Genomic DNA, 17,646 nt, shown 5'->3' on the forward strand with positions numbered 1-17,646 from the left:
GCTGACTCCCGCCTGGCCCGCACACTCGCGCCCGCAGACCGCCGCGTACCGCGCCGCTGACAGAAGTGGCAGGGGGTGCCAGGTACGGCCCTGACGGTCGGTGAACTGACCGCATACCTGCGCCTGGACTCGAAGCACTTCACCGCTGGTCTGTTCGCCGCCGGTCGGGCGTTGCAGGCGGCTGGCCGTAACACGGGCCGTCTCGGTGGCCAGGTGTTCGCGCTCGGGGCCACGGTCGGCGCGACCGCACTGAAGTTCGGTGCGCTGGCCGCCGGAACGCACATGGTGGGCGGGGCGCTGGCCGTGCTGGGTGGTGGGCTGGTCACCGCGTCGGGCTCACTGCTGTTGCTGCCGGGTGCGGCGCTGGCCGGCAAGACCGCGCTCGCGGTACTCAAGCTCGGCGTCGATGGCTTCAGCGACGCGTTGTCCAACATGGACGATCCGGCGAAGTTCGCCGAGTCCATCGGCAAGCTGGCACCGGCCGCCCGAGAGACGGCGCTCGCGGTACGGGATCTCAAGCCGGCCTGGGACGAGCTGGCCGACGCGGTCCAGGACGAACTGTTCCGGGGCTTGGGCGACGACGTCCGCGAGCTGGGCGGCGCGTATCTGCCGCTCCTGCGCACCGGCATGGTCGACGTGGCCGGCTCGTTCCACGTCGCCGAGGCCAGCGTCGCGGGGTTCCTGCGCGAGGCGCAGACCATGCGCGACGTCCAGTCCTTTATGGACTCGACTTCGCTGGCCACCGCGAACCTCGGCGGCGCGGTGAAGCCGTTGCTGTTCGCGTTCCGGGACATCGGCGTCGTGGGTGCGCAGGTGTTCGGCGAGATGACCCGGGGCGCGGCGGGTGCGGCGTACCGGTTCGCGGACTTCATCGCCCAAGCCCGCGAAAGCGGGCAACTGGCCGGCTGGATCACCTCCGGTCTTCAAGCCGTCCGAGAACTCGGCGCTGTGCTGGCCAACGTGGGCGGCATCCTCGCGGCGGTCTTCGAAGCGGCGTCGGCCTCAGGGGTGTCGTCGCTTTCGGTTCTGGTCCAGGCGACCGGCGCGGCTCGGGAGTTCCTGCGCTCGGCCGAGGGCATGCAGATCCTGCGCCAGATCTTCAGCGGGATCGCCGCTGCCGGTCAGGGCCTGGTGCCCGTCCTCAGCGCGATCGCCGCAGCTGTCGGCGACTCGATCGCCCCGGCTATCGCGCGGCTCGGCCCGATGATCGGCGACGCGTTCCGCACGCTGGCCCCGGCCATCGTGCCACTGGGGCAGGCCCTCGCGGCGCTCGCCCCGGTGATCGGCACCGTGGCCCAGCAGTTCGCCGGCGTACTCGCCCGCGCCATCCAAGCCGTCGCGCCCATCGTGGTCGCGCTGGCCCCGGTGCTTCAGCAGCTCGCCGCGCTGCTGGGCGGCGCGCTGTCCGGTGCCATCGCGGCGGTCACGCCCGCGTTGTTGGTGCTGGCGCAGGCGCTGGTGCCGGTCGTGTCCCAGATCGCGGCGCTGGCCCAACAGATGCTTCCGGTGCTGCTGCCGCTGCTCGCCCAGATCGCCACCGCGGTCGCGGGGGTGCTGGTGCAGGCGCTTCAGCTTCTTGCGCCGCTGCTGCCGCCGTTGGCAGCGGCGTTCCTCCAGGTCGTGCAGGCGATCATGCCGATCATTCCAGTGCTCGCGCGGATCATCTCCGAACTGCTACCCCCGCTCGCGGCGCTGATTACCGCGCTGATGCCGCTACTCACCGGGTTGGCCGAGGTGTTCGCCACCCTCGCTCCGGCGCTGATCCCGCTGGTCGAGATGATCGCGAACACCGTCATCCCGATCATCACCAACCTGCTCAACGTGGTCACCTCGGTGATGAACGCGATCATGCCGATCATCGAGGGCGCAATGCAGTTCATCCGGGGCGTGATCGACACCGTCATGGGTGTGATCACCGGTGACTGGAGCCGCGCCTGGAACGGGATCAAAAACATCTTCGGCGGCATCTGGCACGCGATCGAGGGCGCGATCAGCGCCGGGATCGATCTCGTCGTCGCGATCTTCTGGGAGCTGCCCGGCAAGATCCTCGGCGCGCTGGGCGACCTGGGTCGCCTGCTCGTCAACGCCGGCCGCGACATCATCATGGGTCTGTTGAGCGGGTTGAAGGACTTCGCCGGCAAGATCTGGGACTGGATCAAAGGGCTGGCGAAGAAGATCTGGGACGAAATCGTCGACTTCTTCTCCATCCTCAGTCCCAGCAAGAAGATGCGGTGGGCCGGCCGCATGATCGGCCTCGGCCTCGCGACTGGTTTGGACGCCAGCACGGACAAGGTGGCCTCGGCCGCCGCCCAGCTCGCGCAGGCCGGCATGGTCACCGTTCCCGCACCCCGCGTCGCGCCACTGACCGGCGCTGCCTATGGCGGCCGGTACGGCACGGCGTACGGCGGGGACGGTGCCGCCGCGTCGACCGATGCCCTCGGTGCGCGGACGGTCGTGCACGTGACCAACCACTACCCGCAGGCCGAACCCACCTCGACGACCGTGAACCGGTCGTTGCAGTACGCCGGAGCGTTGGGGGTGATCTAGTGCCCACGTACAGAGTGGACGGTGTGCCGCTGGATCACCCCGCCGGATGCTGGCGGCTCCTGGCCGCGACCCAGGTCCGACCACTGCCCGGGGCGCGGACCGCGTCGGTGTCGGTACCCGGCCGACCGGGCGAGCTGCCCACGGTCGGGGAGGACGTGGCGTCGACCACGGTCGGGCTCACCCTCGGCGTGCGCGGCGTAGACCCGGACGGGACTGACCAGGGCGCGGCCGGGCTCGAACTCAACCTCCGCAGCCTCTACGGGCTGTTCGGGACCCGGCACCGGCTACTCGACGTTCGGTACAGCCCGGCGGTCGGTGTGCCCGAGCTGGCCGCCGACGCGAAGGTCGTCACCGCGTCGGAGCCGACCGTGTGGACCGGCGCGGCCCACGCGAGGCTGGCCGTGGTGCTCCGCATTCCTGGCGTGTTCTGGCGCGACCCCGTGCCGGCCGATTGGTCCACCACGACACTCGCCGCACCCGCGCGGGTGTCCATGCTGGACGGTGCGACCGCGCCCGTGCTCGATGCCATCCTCCGCGTCACCGGCCCGGTGACCGGCCTCCGGGTGACGGATGTGGAGACCGGCGGGCGGCTGTCCTACCCGGACACGCTGGCCGCCGGCCGTCAGCTGCGGGTGCATTGCGGACGGATGGACGCCCACGAAGCACCCGGCGTCACCTGGGAGGGCACCGAAGCCAACGCCACCGGCCGCATCATCACCGGCGGCCCCGGCTCCGGGTTCCGGTTCCTCGCGTTGACACCTGCGCCGATTACCTCGGTGCATGACCGGGGTGTGCGGATACTCGTCGCGGGCAGCGCCACCACCGCCGCCACGCTAGTCGAGCTACGTGCCCGGAGAGCGTTCCTGTGAACCGGTTCGACCTGCGGTTGACCGCGTACGCGCCGGACGGGTCCCGGCTCGGCGTCCTCCCGACACCGCTGTCGGTGGAGCTGGGCGTGCCGCTGGACGACGTGGCCTCGTTGCGTCTGTCCTACCCAGTGGGTGCGCCTGCGGCCGGTCTGCTGGCCACGCCCGTGGAAGTCGCGTTGGAAACCCACGACCCCGCCGCCGGGGCGTGGACGGAGGTCGACGGGGGTCGGTTCCTGCGGATCAAACGCTCCGGGGACATCACCGACCCGACCGGCACCCGCAGCTACGAGCTACCCAGCTACGCCTGGATACTCCGCAAGGCCAGATTGTTTCCCTCGCCGCACGACAACACCGAGGGAAAGAGGCCCTTCAGCGCAGCATCGGCCGGGACGATCCTCGCCACCCTCATCACCGAAGCCAAGGCACGCGGAGCGCTACCCGGCCTCGGCGTGGACTTCACCCCGGGCGCCGACAGCGCGGGGGCGGCCTGGACGAAGGTACTCACCATCGCGTACGAACCCGGCATCGACGTCTTCACAGTGCTGGACAACATGGCCGACCAGGGCGTGATCGACTGGACCACCAGCGGGCGGGTCTTGCGGGTGTTCAACGCGGACACCACTCTCGGCCGGCAGTTGGCCACCGGCGATGCCCCGGTGGATCTGCGGCTCGGTCGGGACATCACCGACGCCCCCGACACCGCCACGCTGGAAGACCTCGCCTCCGCGGTGTACGTGAAAGGCGAAGGGGCCTCCAGGTTGGAGCTGGTCAACCCGAACGCCCCCACTCCGTGGGGACGGTGGGAATCGTTCATCACGCAGGGCGGGGTGCGGGACGAGGGCACCATGCGGCTCCTCGCCGAGGCCGAGCTGACGCGGACCGGCCGCGAACGCATCCAGATCACCCGCGCCCTGTCCTTCACCGTTGCACGCTGGCTCCCGTTCCTGGATTACCGGCCCGGTGACTACGTCCTCGCCCCCAACGACACCGGCAGCCTCGCGCCGCTGCGGGTCCGGCAGATCACCCTCATCCGCGACCAGACAGGCGCCCTGACCGGCAACCTCGTGCTCCACGATCGGTTCCTCGAACGCGAACTGAGGCTGGCGAAGCGGACCGCCGGCATCGTCGGCGGCGCGACCGCAGGCGGCGGCAGCGGCGCCCAACCCGCACCCGAGGGGCCTGACCCGCGCACACCCGCCGCACCCACGGGGTTGATCGTCGACACCCACGCCTACCTCGACTCCGATGGCGCGGCACGCGGGCAGATCACCGCCACCTGGGCCACCGTCGACCAGGCCACCGATGGCACCGCGATCGAGGTCACCCGGTACGAGCTGTACCAGCGGCCCAACATCGTCGGCCTGTCCTGGACGAAGCTCACCGAGACCAGCCACCCCGACGTCTCCGCTACCGGCAGCCCCTACGACGTGTCGAGCGAATGGGCGTTCAAGGTCCGCGCCGTGTCACGGGCGGGAGTGATCGGCCCCTTCTCCCAGCCCTACGCCGTCACCATCGCCGCCGACGCCGAAGCCCCACCAACCCCCTCCGCGCCGATCCTGTCCACCCGGCTTGGGGTGATCCACGTCGAGTGGGACGGCCGGGGCGCGGCCAGCGAGGTGATGCCGCGGGACTTCGCCCACGCGGATGTGTGGATGACCGCGCCCGGCGACATTCCGGTGTGGACGGAGACGTGGGCCTACCCCAACCACACGATCGACCCGGCGGTGTGGACGGTGTTGCACGGCAACCGACCCGGATCGGGCACGCCCTCGTATGTGCTGGTAGACAATCAGCTCACCATGCTGGGCGGCTCCGACCTGCTCGCCACCCGGGACACCGGCGCCCGCGACTACACCATCACCACCACCAACCTGTTCGTCGGCGACCAGCACCGCGCCGGCGTCGTCGCCCGCTACCTGCCCGGACCGTCCCCGACCTCACCCAGCGGACAGCGTTCCATCCATCTCACGGCCCGCCGCGCGCCCAGCGGCACCGCCGATGACATCGGCCTGTCCATCTTCACCGCCACCAGCGAGCGAGAGATCTCCATCCCGCTCCCCGCCGGTTCCTCGGTCGACGGCATCACCCTGGCCCTCACCATCGCAGGCCGCATCGTCGAGGTGGCGGTGGACAACACCCCCATCCACACCGAGACCCTGACCCCGACCGAGGATGCCGCGCTGACCGGCACCGCTGCCGGGATTTACCTCGGGTGGCCACAAGCGTCCGTAGGTCCCGTGATCGTTCTCCCCGCTGGCACGGTCGGCACCCGCCGGGTTGGCCAGTTGGACGGTGCGGGTGGGACCGTCGTCCCGGACGAGCCCTACTTCCAGCCCCGTACGTTTCACCTCACCACGTGGGATCGGTCGGGCAACCAGTCCGCAGCATCCGATCCGGCCACCATCGCCACGCAACCGCTGGTGCCGCCCGACCTGATCGGACAGCCGATCTACGGGGACAAGATCGTCGCCAACTCGATCACGGCCGACAGGTTGGCGGTCGGGTCGGTCACCGCTGGAGCGATCCGCGCCGATGCGGTCACCGCCGACAAGATCGCCGCCGGCTCCATCGACGGCAAGACCATCACCGGTGCCGTCGTCCGGACCGCGGCCGCCAACCCGCGCGTCCAACTCGACGCCGCCGGCCTGCACGCGTTCAACGCGGCCGGCACCCGCACCGTCGATGTCTCCGCCGCAACCGGCGCCGCCGACATCGCCGGCACACTGCGCACCGGCACCAGCGGCGTCCGCGCCATCGTCACCGGGTCGGCCTTCAGCGGATACCCCGGTGTCCACTTCGCTGGCATGTCCGGCAACCCCGGGTTTGAACCCACGGTCCACGGGCGCGAAGACGGAACCCTGTGGCTGCTGTCCGCCGAGCAGACCGGCAACTCCTCCGGCCGCGCCGACCTCATCCTGCGTCGAGGCGGCGCCTGGGCGCTCGGGAAGCAGTACGGCAACATCGCCACGACGACATCACTCGACGCCCCCGGCGACGGACGCCTGAACATCACCGGCATCGTGCCCGCAGCAGCCTCCAGCGAGACGATGCTGTTCGGCGGCATCAATTCCTTCACCAACGCTATTGGCGCCACGATCTCCTACGCCCGCGTCAACCCCAACTCGCTGTTCATTCCGATCGCGACGTGCGCCTCACCCTCCGGCTCGACCGTCCGCTGGGCCATCACGAACCGCGCCGCAAATTCCTTCAGCATCGGCTGGTCCGACACCACGTCCATGATCGTGCACTGGTTGGTTTTCCGATCCGCGTAGCAAGGGGATCAGTGATTATCGAAATCGTCAACGCCACCCGCGCCGAAGAAAATGGACTCGGGGCGCTCTACCGGATTGAGCAACGCCGCGACGGCCAGCCGTGGGTCCATCTGATCGCGAGAGTGGCGGTCGCGACCGACATGGAACTGTTCGGCATCGGCGATCCCGCGAGGGTCGTCGAGTGGCACCTGCACGAAGCCCTCGCGCCACCCACCACCGACCCATCACCGGCTGACCAGCTCGCGTTCGAGGCCCAACAGCTCACCGCGGCCATGCTCACCACCCGCGCCCGGCTCGCCGCCGGCCTGGCCGCAGCCGGGGAACTCGCCGCCGACCTCAATGCCGCGCAGGACACGGCGGACGGCATGCGCGACCAGGCGCGTGACATGAAAACCGCCGAGATCAGCCAGCTCAAGGACATCGTCACGGTCGCCGACGACCAAGGGTTCGCGGACCTGTGCGCCCTCGTCACCAGCGACGAATCCGCTCTCGCTGCCGACCGTGCGACCTATCGCGAGCACATCACCAACCGCATAACCATCTAGCCCTCTTTCTGAATTTCCCCAGCCCTCATAGCGAGGGCTTATTTCACATGCCCAATTTCATCGAAGGAGAGGAACGCATGACCACATCTGAAAACCCCGACACAGGCGACGTGATCGACCCCACCGCGCCCGACCCGACCCCACCGGAAATCACCGACCCCACCCACCCCGACCACGTCGAGCCGGCCGCCCACGCGACCCCGGCCACCACGCAGACCCCCGGAGAGGCGTGACCGATGAGCATCTACGTCGGATACGAACCCGCGCGCTCCTGCACCGGTTCACCCACCCCCGGAGCCAAGGCACTCATGTCCTGGTTCCTCGGCGCATACGCCAACCAGGGCGGCAAGTCACTCGGCATCTACAACTGCCGCACCGTGGCCGGCTCCGCGACGACCAGCCTGCACGGCGAAGGCCGCGCCGCCGACCTCGGCGTCCCGATCGGCTCGACCTGGGCCGCCACGCTCGCTGACCGGCTTCGCCTGTCCAGCGCCCAGTTGGGTGTGCAGTGCGTGATCTACAACCGGCGGATCTGGTCCGGTAGCTACCCGCACGCCGGGTGGCGCACCTACAACGGCAGCAACCCGCACACCGATCACCTGCACGTCGAACTGTCCCGCAGCGCCGCCAGCACCCTCACCGCCACACGCGTGCAGCAGATCCTCAGCGGCGGTGGGCAGCCCGCCCCCGGCCCGAACCCCGGTCGGCCAACCCTGCGCCGTGGCGCCAAGGGCGACGCCGTGCGCGAGGTCCAGCGCATCCTCAACGCCTGGTACCCGAGCCTGACCCGGCTCGCCGTCGACGGCGACTTCGGACCCAAGACCGAGGCCCGCGTGCGCTACCTGCAGGAGCGTGCCGGCCTCGCGGTCGACGGCATCGTCGGTCCGCGGACCTGGCGCCGACTGCTCGGCCGATGAAACCCCTACTCGCACTCACGCTCGGCCTGGTGCTCGTCGCGCTCGGCCGCCACGCATGGGCGGCGGTCGGCGAGATCGAACGATCGCTCGCCGAAGCCGACATCGAACTCACCCACCGCGACTGAGCCCCGAACACCCGTTCGGGGATGGCTCCAACTCCTTGCCTCAACCCGTGGAGAACACATGTCTGATCGCTTCATCTCCTGGCTACGCACCGTCTTCCCGGTCGCGTGGTCAGCGCTGGTCTCCTGGCTGGCGGCCCTGTGCGTGCCCGAGTTCGTCACCGGCGCGCTCGGCAGCGCCGGGGAACTGGTCGTGCTGCCGATCATCGTCGGCGTGGTCTACCCACTCCTACGCTCGATCGAGCCACGCCTGCCCACCTGGCTCACCCGCATCCTGCTCGGCTCCGCCCAACCACCGACCTACCCCAACGGCCAGCGCGGTATTGACCGCCCGGAGGGTGGCCTGCCGGAATGAACCCGGCGATGCGCGACCCGGCCACGGTGCTCACCGCCGACGAACTGGCCGCCGCGCACGCCAGCGCCGACACCGCACCACCCCTCACACCCACCCAGCTCGATGCCATCGCCGACCTGTTCCGACCCATCACGCGTGAACTGGTCGCCGAGTACGAGCGCCAGCGCACCCACCCATAACCCCATCCAACACAAAGGTCCCCGGCACCCATGCCCCGACGTGGGCGGGGTGCCGGGGACCTCCCGACCAACCGTCAAGCCGCCACAACCTCCGACCCAGCAGCCGACCCAGCGTCCGCCGGTTCGGGCGAGGATGGTGGTCCGAAGCGGAAGCCGGGATCGATCGAGTCGGTGCAGAACACGCCCCTCCCACGCCCGATGGCCTTATGGATCCTCGGGCGCATGATCGTGCGCAGGATCGCCCGCTGTGCCGTGATATCCAGCGCCAGGAACGCCTTCCGGGCGTTCGGGCCGATCACCTCGACCAACTGTGGCGGCACGCTAGCCTGCTCGGCGCGCTTCTCCGCCCTCTTGAGCCGGTCCAGCAGCCCTGGTTCGATGTCCAAGAAGGACTCCCGCGAGCATCGTCCGGCCGCCGCGTCCGCCTTCCACGCGGTCAGCTCCGCCCGCAGCCGCTTCGCTTCCTGATGCGCGGCGTAAGCGTCCCGGTTGTCCTGGTCGATCCGGAACAGTTTCGCCGCGTCGGTGCGCTCCAACACTCGCAGCGCCTGCTCGGTCAGGTACGCGTCCAGCTTGGCCTGATCCCGCGCCACGCACCCCTTTTTCCGGCACCGGTACTGGCCCTCACCGTGAGCGATATGGCGGCCCACCGCCGAGTCACATTCTCCGCACCGGGCAGTACCGGTCCACCAGTACTTGACCCGCACGCCGTCCTTGTTCCACTTCCGGCTGGGATCCTTCAGCCGCGCCAGCAGTTGCGTGCGCTCATCATCGTCGATGATGGCTTCCCAGACGCCCTTGCCGACCACGTCCCCGTGGAGCACCACCAACCCGGCCGCCGCCTCGCTCAACGCCAGGTTACGCACCTTGGTCTCATCCCACCGCGAGGGAAACAGGTACGGCACACCCTTCTCATTCAGGTCCCGCGCAACCGCCTTCGGCACTTCACCCTTCCGCACCCGGTCAACCACCGTCTCGGCCAACCCTCGGGCGTCGTCGTCCTCCAGCCTGACCAGCAGCCGTGCCCACTCCCGCTCGCCGGTGCGCTCCTCGACCAGGTTGCGCACCAACCGGGCATCCCACCTCCGGTCCCGCGGGCACGGCGTGCCCCGCTCGTTGAGCGTCCGCGCGATCCACGCCGACGCCTTGCCGTCCAGCACCCAGTCCACGATCTCCCGGATCACCGCCGCCTGCACCGCGTCGATCAACTGGTCCAACGCCTCACCCGTGTCCGGGTCATACCGACGCCGGTAGCCATACTGGCGCGGCCCCGCCCACAACCCCCGCCTCGCCCGTTTCCGCTTCCCCCGTCGCGAGTGCTCGGAAATGTTGTCCGACGCACCCTCCGCCTCCACCGCATCCCGCGCCGTCGCCTTCCGGTCGGCCGGATCGTTCATGTCGTAGATCCGGCCGCCGTAAGCCCAGAACGCCCCAGTGTCGATACACACCCGCCGTAACCGGGAGTACACCGCAATATCCCGCTGGGCACGGGAGTTGTCGAACGTCCACAGCAGGTTCGCCCGACCCTCCCGCAGAGCGTCCAGTGCCTTCTCGTACTCCGGGCGCTCCTCCGTCGCATACAACGACGCCGAGACGTCGTTGTCACAGAGCGTGCCCGCGTCCTCGATATCGAACTCCTCGAAGAACTCCTCACCCTCCTCCACCTGCGACGACACCGAGATGCTGCGACCCGACACATCCTGCGAGGCCCGCACGTACTTGATCCCGATCAATCGCCCCACAGCAACGCTCCGCACCATGCGCGGTCGCGCCAACGATCGTGTACTCATAGTTAAGTACCCTAAGACCGAAAGCAGCATTCGCTGCGTCCAGTGCAGTGAAGGGCCCCTTCACTGCGTTCCGTGCGACCAGGCTCACGACTTAGAGGAACGCGTTCAGGCCGGTCAGGGAGCGGCCGATGAGGAGCTTCTGCACCTGGCTGGTGCCTTCGTAGAGGGTCATCACCCTGGCGTCGCGCAGGATCTTGGCCACCGGGTACTCGTCGAGGTAGCCGTAGCCGCCGTAGACCTGGATCGCCAGGTTGGCCGCGGACACCGCGTTCTCGCTGGCGTACAGCTTGGCCATGGAGGCCTCGGTGCGGAACGGCTCGCCACGGTCGATCAGGTCGGCCACCCGCCACACCAGCAGGCGGGCGGCGTCGGTGCCGACGGCCATGTCGGCGAGCATCTGCTGCACCAGCTGGAAGCCCGCGATCGGCCGGCCGAACTGCTGGCGCTCACCGGCGTAGCGGGTGGACGCCTCCAGCGCGGCCCTGGCCAGGCCGACGCAGCCGGCCGCCACCGACATCCGGCCCTTGTCCAGCGCGGCCATCGCGATCTTGAAGCCCTGGCCCTCCTCGCCGAGCACGGCCGAGGACGGCACCCGGACGCCGTCGAGGATCAGCTCACCGGTCGACTGGCCGCGCAGGCCGAGCTTGCCCTTGATCTCGCGGTGCTCGAAGCCCGCGGTGTCGGTCGGCACCAGGAAGGCGGTCACCCCGCGCGGGCCGGGCTCGCCGGTACGGGCGAACACCAGCGCCAGGTCGGCCCAGGTGCCGTTGGTGATGAACATCTTGGTGCCGGACAGCACCCAGTCGTCGCCGTCGCGGACCGCCTTGGTGGCCAGGTTGCCGGCGTCGGAGCCGGTGTCGGGTTCGGTGAGGCCGAAACAGGACAGCGACTCGCCGGAACACAGCCCGGGCAGCCACCGCGTTTTCTGCGCCGACGTGCCGAACGAGAGGATGGTCTTGCCGACGAGGCCGAGGGACACCGACACGATGCCCCGGATGGCCGAGTCGCCGCGACCGATCTCCTCCATCATCAGGCAGTAGGTCAGGTGGTCGCCGCCCGACCCGCCGTACTCCTCCGGCACGGTCAGGCCGAGAAACCCGATCTCGCCCAGCTTGCCGACGATCGACCGGTCGACCTGTTCGGCCAGGTCCCAGTCGCGCACGTGGGGCACGACCTCACGGTCCACGAAATCGCGCGCGAGGTCGCGCAGCGCCGCCTGCTCTTCGGTGAGGGACAGATCCATGCCGGCGACGATACCTAAGCGAGCGCTTAGCCAACACCCGCGCCATGGGTGGCGACCCAACGATCCATCGAGTACTCGACCATGGTGATCAAGGTCTGCTTGACCGACTGCCGGTCGCGGGCGTCGCAGTGCACGATCGGCACCTCGGGTCCGATGGCCAGCGCGTCGCGCACCTCCTCGACGCCGTGGTCGAGGCGGCCGTCGAAGCAGTTGAGGCCGATCACGTAGGGCAGGCCCCGGTCCTCGAAGAAGTCGATCGGCGAGAAGGAGTCGGCCAGCCTGCGGGTGTCGGTCAGCACGACCGCGCCGATCGCGCCGCGCACCAGGTCGTCCCACATGAACCAGAACCGCTCCTGGCCGGGGGTGCCGAACAGGTAGAGCACCAGGTCCCTGGCGAGCGAGACCCGGCCGAAGTCCATCGCGACGGTGGTGGTGGCCTTGCCCGGGGTGGCGTCCAGGTTGTCGATCCCCGCGCTAGCCTCGGTCATCACCGCCTCGGTGGTCAGCGGCATGATCTCGGAGACCGAGCCGACGAAGGTGGTCTTACCCGCACCGAACCCACCACCGACGACGATCTTCACCGAGGTCAGCGATGGGCCATCGCCAGGGGCGTCAAAGCCGACGGAGTCCACTCAAAACCCTTTCCATCAACCTGAGGTGCGCCTTGTTGGCACCACCGGTAGCCGTCTTGTGCACGATGACCAGGCCAAGGCCGGCCATGTCCCCCAGCAGCACCTTGGCGACGCCGAGCGGGACCGCGAGCAGCGTGGCGACCTCGGCGACCGACCGTGGCTCGGCGCACAGTTCGGCGACCGACCGGTGCTCGACCCGTTGCAGGGCCTGGATGTCCTCGCCGAGCTCACTGGTCGAGACCATCGCCTCGATCCGCAGTTCCACTGTGGACTTCGTACGGCCGCCGGTCCAGGCATAGGGTCTGACGATCGCGGCGTCCCCGTCGAACTCGTGGTCGGAGACCGGCGCCGGACGCCAGTCGATACGCTTCATGATCTCCTGACTGGAAGCCGACCTGGCTGACCTGTCTACAGTGGACTCCGCGGGATGTTTCCTGGTTTTCCGGACCCGGCCGCCGAAGGTGAAGCCGTTGACCAGGTCGGCGAACGTGCCGGAGTCGGACGGGTTGTTGATCACGCCGGCAGCCCAACCATCCTCCCGCCAACCCCGCCCTTGAGCTGTGCCCGGAGCTCGGGGGTGAGCAGTTGACCGACACGGTCGACCAGCAGGGTCATCTCGTAGGCCACCTGGCCGATGTCACAGACCGGTGCGGCGAGCACGGCGAGGCTCGAGCCGTCGCTGATGGCCATCAGCAGCATGATGCCGCCCTGCATCTCGACGATGGTCTCCTTCACCTCGCCCGCCTCGAAACAGCGGGCGGCGCCCTGGGTCAGGCTGACCAGCCCGGAGGCGACCGCGGCGAGCTGGTCGGCGCGGTCGACCGGCAGCCTGGCCGAGGAGGTGAGCAGCAGACCGTCGGCCGACACCACCACGGCGTGTGCCACGCCAGGGACCCGCTCGGCGAAGTCGTTGACCAACCACCCGAACTGACTTGGTTGGGACTGCGGCGAAGTCATTCACGCTCCTGTTTTTTGTTTTCCCGGATACCGTTGGCCGCCGAGCGCTCGGCGAGATTTCGTCTGCCCCGCGACAGTCCCTGCTGGAAGCTGCCGAGCCGACCCCGCAGTTCTTCCGCCCGCTCGGCCCTCGGCTGCTGCCCGTCGGCGGCGCCCGACGGGGCGCTGCCGGGAACACCGCCGGGGACGCTGCCGGGGACCAGGTGGTCCAGCGGCGTGCGGCGCGGGAGGCCGCCGGGGGTGAACTCGACCGGCTTGGCGGCGGAGACGGCGTTGGCCGTGCGCCAGCCGCCGTCGGCCGCGAAGTGCCAGTCGGTGAGCGCGGTGTCCTTGTGGTCACGCGCCCGGAGCACCCCGTTGCGGTAGTTGCTGAGGCGGTCGCGCATGTCCTCGGCGGCCTTGCCCTGGCGGGACGGCGGGACCGGGAGCGCGGCGCCGATGCTGCCGGGCACCAGGTTCTGCCGTGGGCTGCGGCGGGGCAGCCCGGTTTCGGTGAACTCGGCTGGCTCGACCCGTGAGGCCGCCCTGGCGGCGTCGAAGCCCGCGTCCGCGTCGGACCGCCATGGCTGCCCGGCCGACTCGGTTGGCGGCGGTTCGGTGGCCGGCGGCTCGGCCCGGAACCAGGCGGAGATCATCTCGTCGAAGATCGGAGTGGTCTCGTCCAGCGCGCGGGGGGCGATCGGCGGCGGTGGTCCGACCGGGGTGAACAGGCTGCCGGGGCGTGGTGGAGGAGGGCCGCCGGCCGGCGTGCGCCGGGTGTAGGGCCGCGGCGCGCGGGGGGCGCCGGCCGGCGGCATGGACTCGCCGGCGCCAGGCCTGCCGGACGAGGAGAAGAGACCGTCCGCCGGGGAGACCAGACCGCCCGCGGTCGTGAAGGGGATCGGTGACCTGGCGCCGCCCGCGGCGTCGCGACCGGAGCGGCCGCTGGGTGACCGGCGGGGCAGCGGGCTGCGCGCGGGGGCGGTCGCCGGCCGGGTCGCGGCCGAGTGTTCCTCGGCTGCCGGGCGGGCAGCGGTGTCCGCGGCGCGGCCGGCGGCCGAGCGACCGGCGGTCCGGTCGGTCCCCGGCCGGCGATCGTCGCCACCGGGCCGGCCGGCGCTGGAGCCGGCGGCGCCATTCCGGTCAGCCCCCGACCTACCGGTGTCGGGCGTTACCGCGCCGGCGATCCGCTCTGTGGTCGCCCACCGGTCATCCCCGGCGGCCCGACCAGCGCCGGACCCGGTCGCCCCGGCCCACTCGGCACCCGACCGACGGTCGTCCCCAGCAGCCGGACCAGCACCAGTCCGCTCGACACCTGACCGACGCTCATCACCAGCGGCACCACCGGAAGCCGACTGCCCAACGCCAGCGCCATTCCCCTCGACACCCGACCAGCGCTCATCGCCTGCGGCACCAGCAGAATCCGACCGGCCAACACCAGCATCGCCATTCCGGTCAGCGCCCTTGGCGGTGGCCCGGCCGGCGCCGGTAGCGCCGTTCCGCCCGGCACCCGGCCGGCGATCGTCACCGGCGGCCCGGCCAGCATTCGGGCGATCCGAGCCGGCGGTCCGACCGGTGCCCGGCCGGCGATCGTCCCCGGTGGACCGACCGGCGCCAGTCCGATCGGGACCCGAACGGCGGTCGTCCCCAGTGGACCGACCGGAATCCGGCCGGTCCCCACCAGTTCCCGCGCCGCCGGCCCGATCCCCGGTGGACCGTCCAGCATCCGGCCGGCTCGAACCGCCATTCCGTTCCGTACCCGGTCGGCGGCCGTTCCCGGTGGTCCGGTCGGTCGTCCCTCGGTCTGCCGGTGGGGTGCCGTTGTTCGACCCGCGGCCCTCCGCTGTTCCGGCACCGCCGGTCGTCCGTTCGATGCCCGGCTGAGGGCCGTCCGTCGGGTCGTCCGTGGTGGCGCCCGGTTCGGCGCCGGAGGCACTGGACAGCCCCGGCCGGTCAGCGGTCGGCGGCTGGTCGCCCGCCGGCTCCGCCGGCTGGTCGGTGCCGTTCACCGGCCTGGTGCGGCGCGGCAACGCGCCCGTCCCGTTGGCCGGCGAGTGCGTGCCGTTGACCGCTCCCCCGTGCCCGTTCACCGACGGCGAGAACGGCACCAGGCCGTTGGACGGCGACGGCGACGGCGACGGCGGTGTCGCCGCCGATGACGGCGCGACCGACCCCGGACCGGCCGACTCCGTCGGCTCGGCCACCAGCTCCGCCGGCACCGTCATCGTCGCCCGCACGCCGGTCACCTCGGAGCCGCCGTTCAACCGCACCTCGATGCCGTGCCGCCCGGCCAGCCGCCCGATCACGAACAGCCCCATCCGGCGCGAGGTCGACACGTCGATCGACGCCGAGTCGGCGAGCTTCCCGTTCGCCTCGTCCAGTTCCTCCTGGTTCATGCCGATGCCCTCGTCGAGCACCGCGACACACACCGAACCGTCCTCGAACGAATGGCTCGCGATCGTCACGCTGGTGTCCGGCGCGGAGAACGACGTGGCGTTGTCCAGCAGCTCCGCGGTCAGGCGCACCAGGTCGCCCACCGCGTACCCGACGACCAGCACGCTCGGCGGCGGCAACATCACCACCCGCTGGTACTGCTCGATCTCCGACACCGCCGCCCGCAACAGGTCCGCGAGCGAGGCCGGCCGTTGGTTGCGCCGGCTGACATCGCTGCCGGAGAGCACCATCAGGTTCTCGTTGTTGCGCCGCATCCGGGTGGCGAGGTGGTCCAGCTGGAACAGCGTCGCCAGCTGGTCGGCGTCCTCCTCGTCGCGCTCGAGGCGCTCCAGCAGATGCAGCTGGCGCTGGACCAGACCCTGGCTGCGGCGCGACAGGTTCACGAACACGCTCGAGAACTGCGCGCGCAACCCCGCCTGCTCGGTCGCCAGCCGCAACGCCTGCGACTGCACCGCGTCGAACGCCCTCGCCACCTGCCCGACCTCGTCCATCGAGGTCAGCGGCACCGGCTCCAGCGTGATCGAGTCGCCGTGCGCACCGTGGTCGCGGATCCGCGCGACGGCCGCCGGCAGCCGCTGCTCGGCGACCTCCAACGCGCTGCGCCGCAACACACTGAGCGAACTGACCAGGTGCCGGCCGACGACCACCATCACCGCGATCGCGACCACCAGCGCGACCAGCAGGATCACCGCGGCGACCCCGGCGCCGTCGCTGGCCTCGTCCTGCAGCGCGGCGGACCGGGCCCGCACCTGGCGGGCGAGTTGTTCGGCGACCTCCGCGATGCCGTTCTGCGCCGCCTCCGACGAGGCGTACCAGTCCACCACGGTGGTCGGGATCCCGGCGCCCGGCTGGCTGGCGGCGACCGCGCCGGCCAGGTTCGTCCGCCCGGCGGCGACCGGGTCGGTGACGGCCTGGTCGAAGATCCGGGTGTACTCGACGTCGGCGACCGCGCGGAAACTGACCACCGAGTCGTCGAACCTGGCCAGCGACGCGCGCAGCGCCTCGAGGTCGGGCCCGACGAGCCCGCCGCGCACGATGCCGATGCCGATCAGCGCGTGCTGGAACTGCACCTGCTCGCTGACGGTCTTGAGCTCGTGCTGCGCGGCCGCCGAGGACACCAGCCCGGGGTCGATCATCTCGGCGGACAACGCCCGGTCGAACCTCAGCAGGGCGTCGATGACCCTGGTGTAGCGGCTGAGCACGGTCGAGGCGTCGATCAGCGAGCCACTCACCTGGTCGCGGACGTCGCGCAGCTCGCCGAGCCAGGCGCGCACGTCGCGGTAGCGGGCGGTGGTGACCTCCTCGCCGAACCGGACGCGTCCGGTCGCGGTGAAGAACTCGCCGCGCGCGCCATCCATCGCGGCGCGTTCGTCGCGCAGCTCGGTCGCGTTGTCGGTGTACCGCTCGGCGAGCAACATCGCGCTCGCGGTGCGTTCCCGCTGCAGTGCCGAGACCAGCACGCGCAGCTCCTCCTTCGCCTGGACCAGCCGGTCCACCTGGCGATAGGAGCTCGCGCGATCGACCTGGTCGGCGATCTGCATCGCGCCGAGCACGATCGCGAAGATGACCGGTACCAAGGTCACTGCCGCAAGCTTGATCGGCAGGTTCCAGTCGCGCCAGTTGGCGAGCACGCTGCCCAGCGTCGCCAGGCGCGAGTCGGTCCGGGTCAGGTTGTCCTTCAAGACGACGCCTCATTTCAGAATGAGGAATGGTGAACTCAGGAAAAGAGCGCAGCACGAATACCGACGCCACCCGGTGGGCAAGCAGAGACCGCGCGTTAAATCG

Annotated in this window: 15 protein-coding genes; 9 read left to right on the forward strand and 6 right to left on the reverse strand. The window is 70.4% G+C overall.

The window, feature by feature from the left end; all coding sequences use genetic code 11:
* The first annotated feature begins 75 nt into the window (after positions 1–75).
* From ACYVIP_RS33115 to ACYVIP_RS33155, 9 genes are all read left to right on the forward strand, one after another.
* Positions 76–2,547 (forward strand): phage tail protein, encoded by a 2,472-nt coding sequence (locus ACYVIP_RS33115; protein ID WP_460403585.1) that lies wholly within the window; start codon positions 76–78, stop codon positions 2,545–2,547.
* Positions 2,547–3,416 carry a hypothetical protein gene (locus ACYVIP_RS33120; RefSeq protein WP_460403587.1) on the forward strand — a complete coding sequence of 290 codons (870 nt, stop codon included), beginning with the start codon at positions 2,547–2,549 and terminating at the stop codon, positions 3,414–3,416. The genes ACYVIP_RS33115 and ACYVIP_RS33120 overlap by 1 nt, the downstream gene beginning before the upstream one ends.
* On the forward strand, positions 3,413–6,688 hold the full coding sequence (locus ACYVIP_RS33125; protein WP_460403589.1) for a hypothetical protein: 3,276 nt from the start codon (positions 3,413–3,415) through the stop codon (positions 6,686–6,688). The genes ACYVIP_RS33120 and ACYVIP_RS33125 overlap by 4 nt, the downstream gene beginning before the upstream one ends.
* 11 nt (positions 6,689–6,699) lie before the next feature.
* On the forward strand, positions 6,700–7,233 hold the full coding sequence (locus ACYVIP_RS33130; RefSeq protein WP_460403591.1) for a hypothetical protein: 534 nt from the start codon (positions 6,700–6,702) through the stop codon (positions 7,231–7,233).
* A gap of 77 nt (positions 7,234–7,310) precedes the next feature.
* Positions 7,311–7,466 carry a hypothetical protein gene (locus tag ACYVIP_RS33135; protein WP_460403593.1) on the forward strand — a complete coding sequence of 52 codons (156 nt, stop codon included), beginning with the start codon at positions 7,311–7,313 and terminating at the stop codon, positions 7,464–7,466.
* A 3-nt stretch (positions 7,467–7,469) separates the two neighbouring features.
* Complete coding sequence (locus ACYVIP_RS33140; protein WP_460403595.1) at positions 7,470–8,150, forward strand: peptidoglycan-binding domain-containing protein; 681 nt, start codon at positions 7,470–7,472, stop codon at positions 8,148–8,150.
* Positions 8,147–8,275 carry a hypothetical protein gene (locus tag ACYVIP_RS33145; RefSeq protein WP_460403597.1) on the forward strand — a complete coding sequence of 43 codons (129 nt, stop codon included), beginning with the start codon at positions 8,147–8,149 and terminating at the stop codon, positions 8,273–8,275. The genes ACYVIP_RS33140 and ACYVIP_RS33145 overlap by 4 nt, the downstream gene beginning before the upstream one ends.
* Before the next feature lie 58 nt (positions 8,276–8,333).
* A complete protein-coding gene (locus tag ACYVIP_RS33150) occupies positions 8,334–8,627 on the forward strand; it encodes a hypothetical protein (protein WP_460403599.1) in 294 nt (97 codons plus the stop codon).
* Entirely contained in the window at positions 8,624–8,806 is a 183-nt protein-coding gene (locus tag ACYVIP_RS33155; RefSeq protein WP_460403601.1) for a hypothetical protein, read from the forward strand. Before ACYVIP_RS33150 ends, ACYVIP_RS33155 begins: the two co-directional genes overlap by 4 nt.
* 74 nt (positions 8,807–8,880) lie before the next feature.
* Here ACYVIP_RS33155 and ACYVIP_RS33160 read toward each other — a convergent pair whose 3' ends face one another.
* From ACYVIP_RS33160 to ACYVIP_RS33185, 6 genes are all read right to left on the reverse strand, one after another.
* Positions 8,881–10,548 carry a recombinase family protein gene (locus ACYVIP_RS33160; protein WP_460403603.1) on the reverse strand — a complete coding sequence of 556 codons (1,668 nt, stop codon included), beginning with the start codon at positions 10,546–10,548 and terminating at the stop codon, positions 8,881–8,883.
* 139 nt (positions 10,549–10,687) lie between these two features.
* Positions 10,688–11,839 carry an acyl-CoA dehydrogenase family protein gene (locus tag ACYVIP_RS33165; protein ID WP_460403605.1) on the reverse strand — a complete coding sequence of 384 codons (1,152 nt, stop codon included), beginning with the start codon at positions 11,837–11,839 and terminating at the stop codon, positions 10,688–10,690.
* A gap of 26 nt (positions 11,840–11,865) precedes the next feature.
* Positions 11,866–12,471, reverse strand: coding sequence for a GTP-binding protein (locus ACYVIP_RS33170; RefSeq protein ID WP_460403607.1), 606 nt, complete (start codon positions 12,469–12,471; stop codon positions 11,866–11,868).
* Positions 12,452–12,988: a DUF742 domain-containing protein gene (locus ACYVIP_RS33175; protein WP_460403609.1), complete on the reverse strand. Its 537-nt coding sequence runs from the start codon at positions 12,986–12,988 to the stop codon at positions 12,452–12,454. Before ACYVIP_RS33175 ends, ACYVIP_RS33170 begins: the two co-directional genes overlap by 20 nt.
* Entirely contained in the window at positions 12,985–13,428 is a 444-nt protein-coding gene (locus ACYVIP_RS33180; RefSeq protein WP_460403610.1) for a roadblock/LC7 domain-containing protein, read from the reverse strand. The genes ACYVIP_RS33175 and ACYVIP_RS33180 overlap by 4 nt, the downstream gene beginning before the upstream one ends.
* On the reverse strand, positions 13,425–17,543 hold the full coding sequence (locus tag ACYVIP_RS33185; protein WP_460403612.1) for a nitrate- and nitrite sensing domain-containing protein: 4,119 nt from the start codon (positions 17,541–17,543) through the stop codon (positions 13,425–13,427). The genes ACYVIP_RS33180 and ACYVIP_RS33185 overlap by 4 nt, the downstream gene beginning before the upstream one ends.
* Between the last annotated feature and the right edge of the window lie 103 nt (positions 17,544–17,646).

The organism is Actinophytocola sediminis (assembly GCF_054779715.1).

Excerpts from the sequence above, each read along its gene's own strand:
- ACYVIP_RS33135 (WP_460403593.1), top strand. The coding sequence starts at position 7,311 with ATGACCACATCTGAAAACCCCGACACAGGCGACGTGATCGACCCCACC.
- ACYVIP_RS33140 (WP_460403595.1), top strand. The coding sequence starts at position 7,470 with ATGAGCATCTACGTCGGATACGAACCCGCGCGCTCCTGCACCGGTTCA.
- ACYVIP_RS33145 (WP_460403597.1), top strand. The coding sequence starts at position 8,147 with ATGAAACCCCTACTCGCACTCACGCTCGGCCTGGTGCTCGTCGCGCTC.
- ACYVIP_RS33150 (WP_460403599.1), top strand. The coding sequence starts at position 8,334 with ATGTCTGATCGCTTCATCTCCTGGCTACGCACCGTCTTCCCGGTCGCG.
- ACYVIP_RS33155 (WP_460403601.1), top strand. The coding sequence starts at position 8,624 with ATGAACCCGGCGATGCGCGACCCGGCCACGGTGCTCACCGCCGACGAA.
- ACYVIP_RS33165 (WP_460403605.1), bottom strand. The coding sequence starts at position 11,839 with ATGGATCTGTCCCTCACCGAAGAGCAGGCGGCGCTGCGCGACCTCGCG.
- ACYVIP_RS33180 (WP_460403610.1), bottom strand. The coding sequence starts at position 13,428 with ATGACTTCGCCGCAGTCCCAACCAAGTCAGTTCGGGTGGTTGGTCAAC.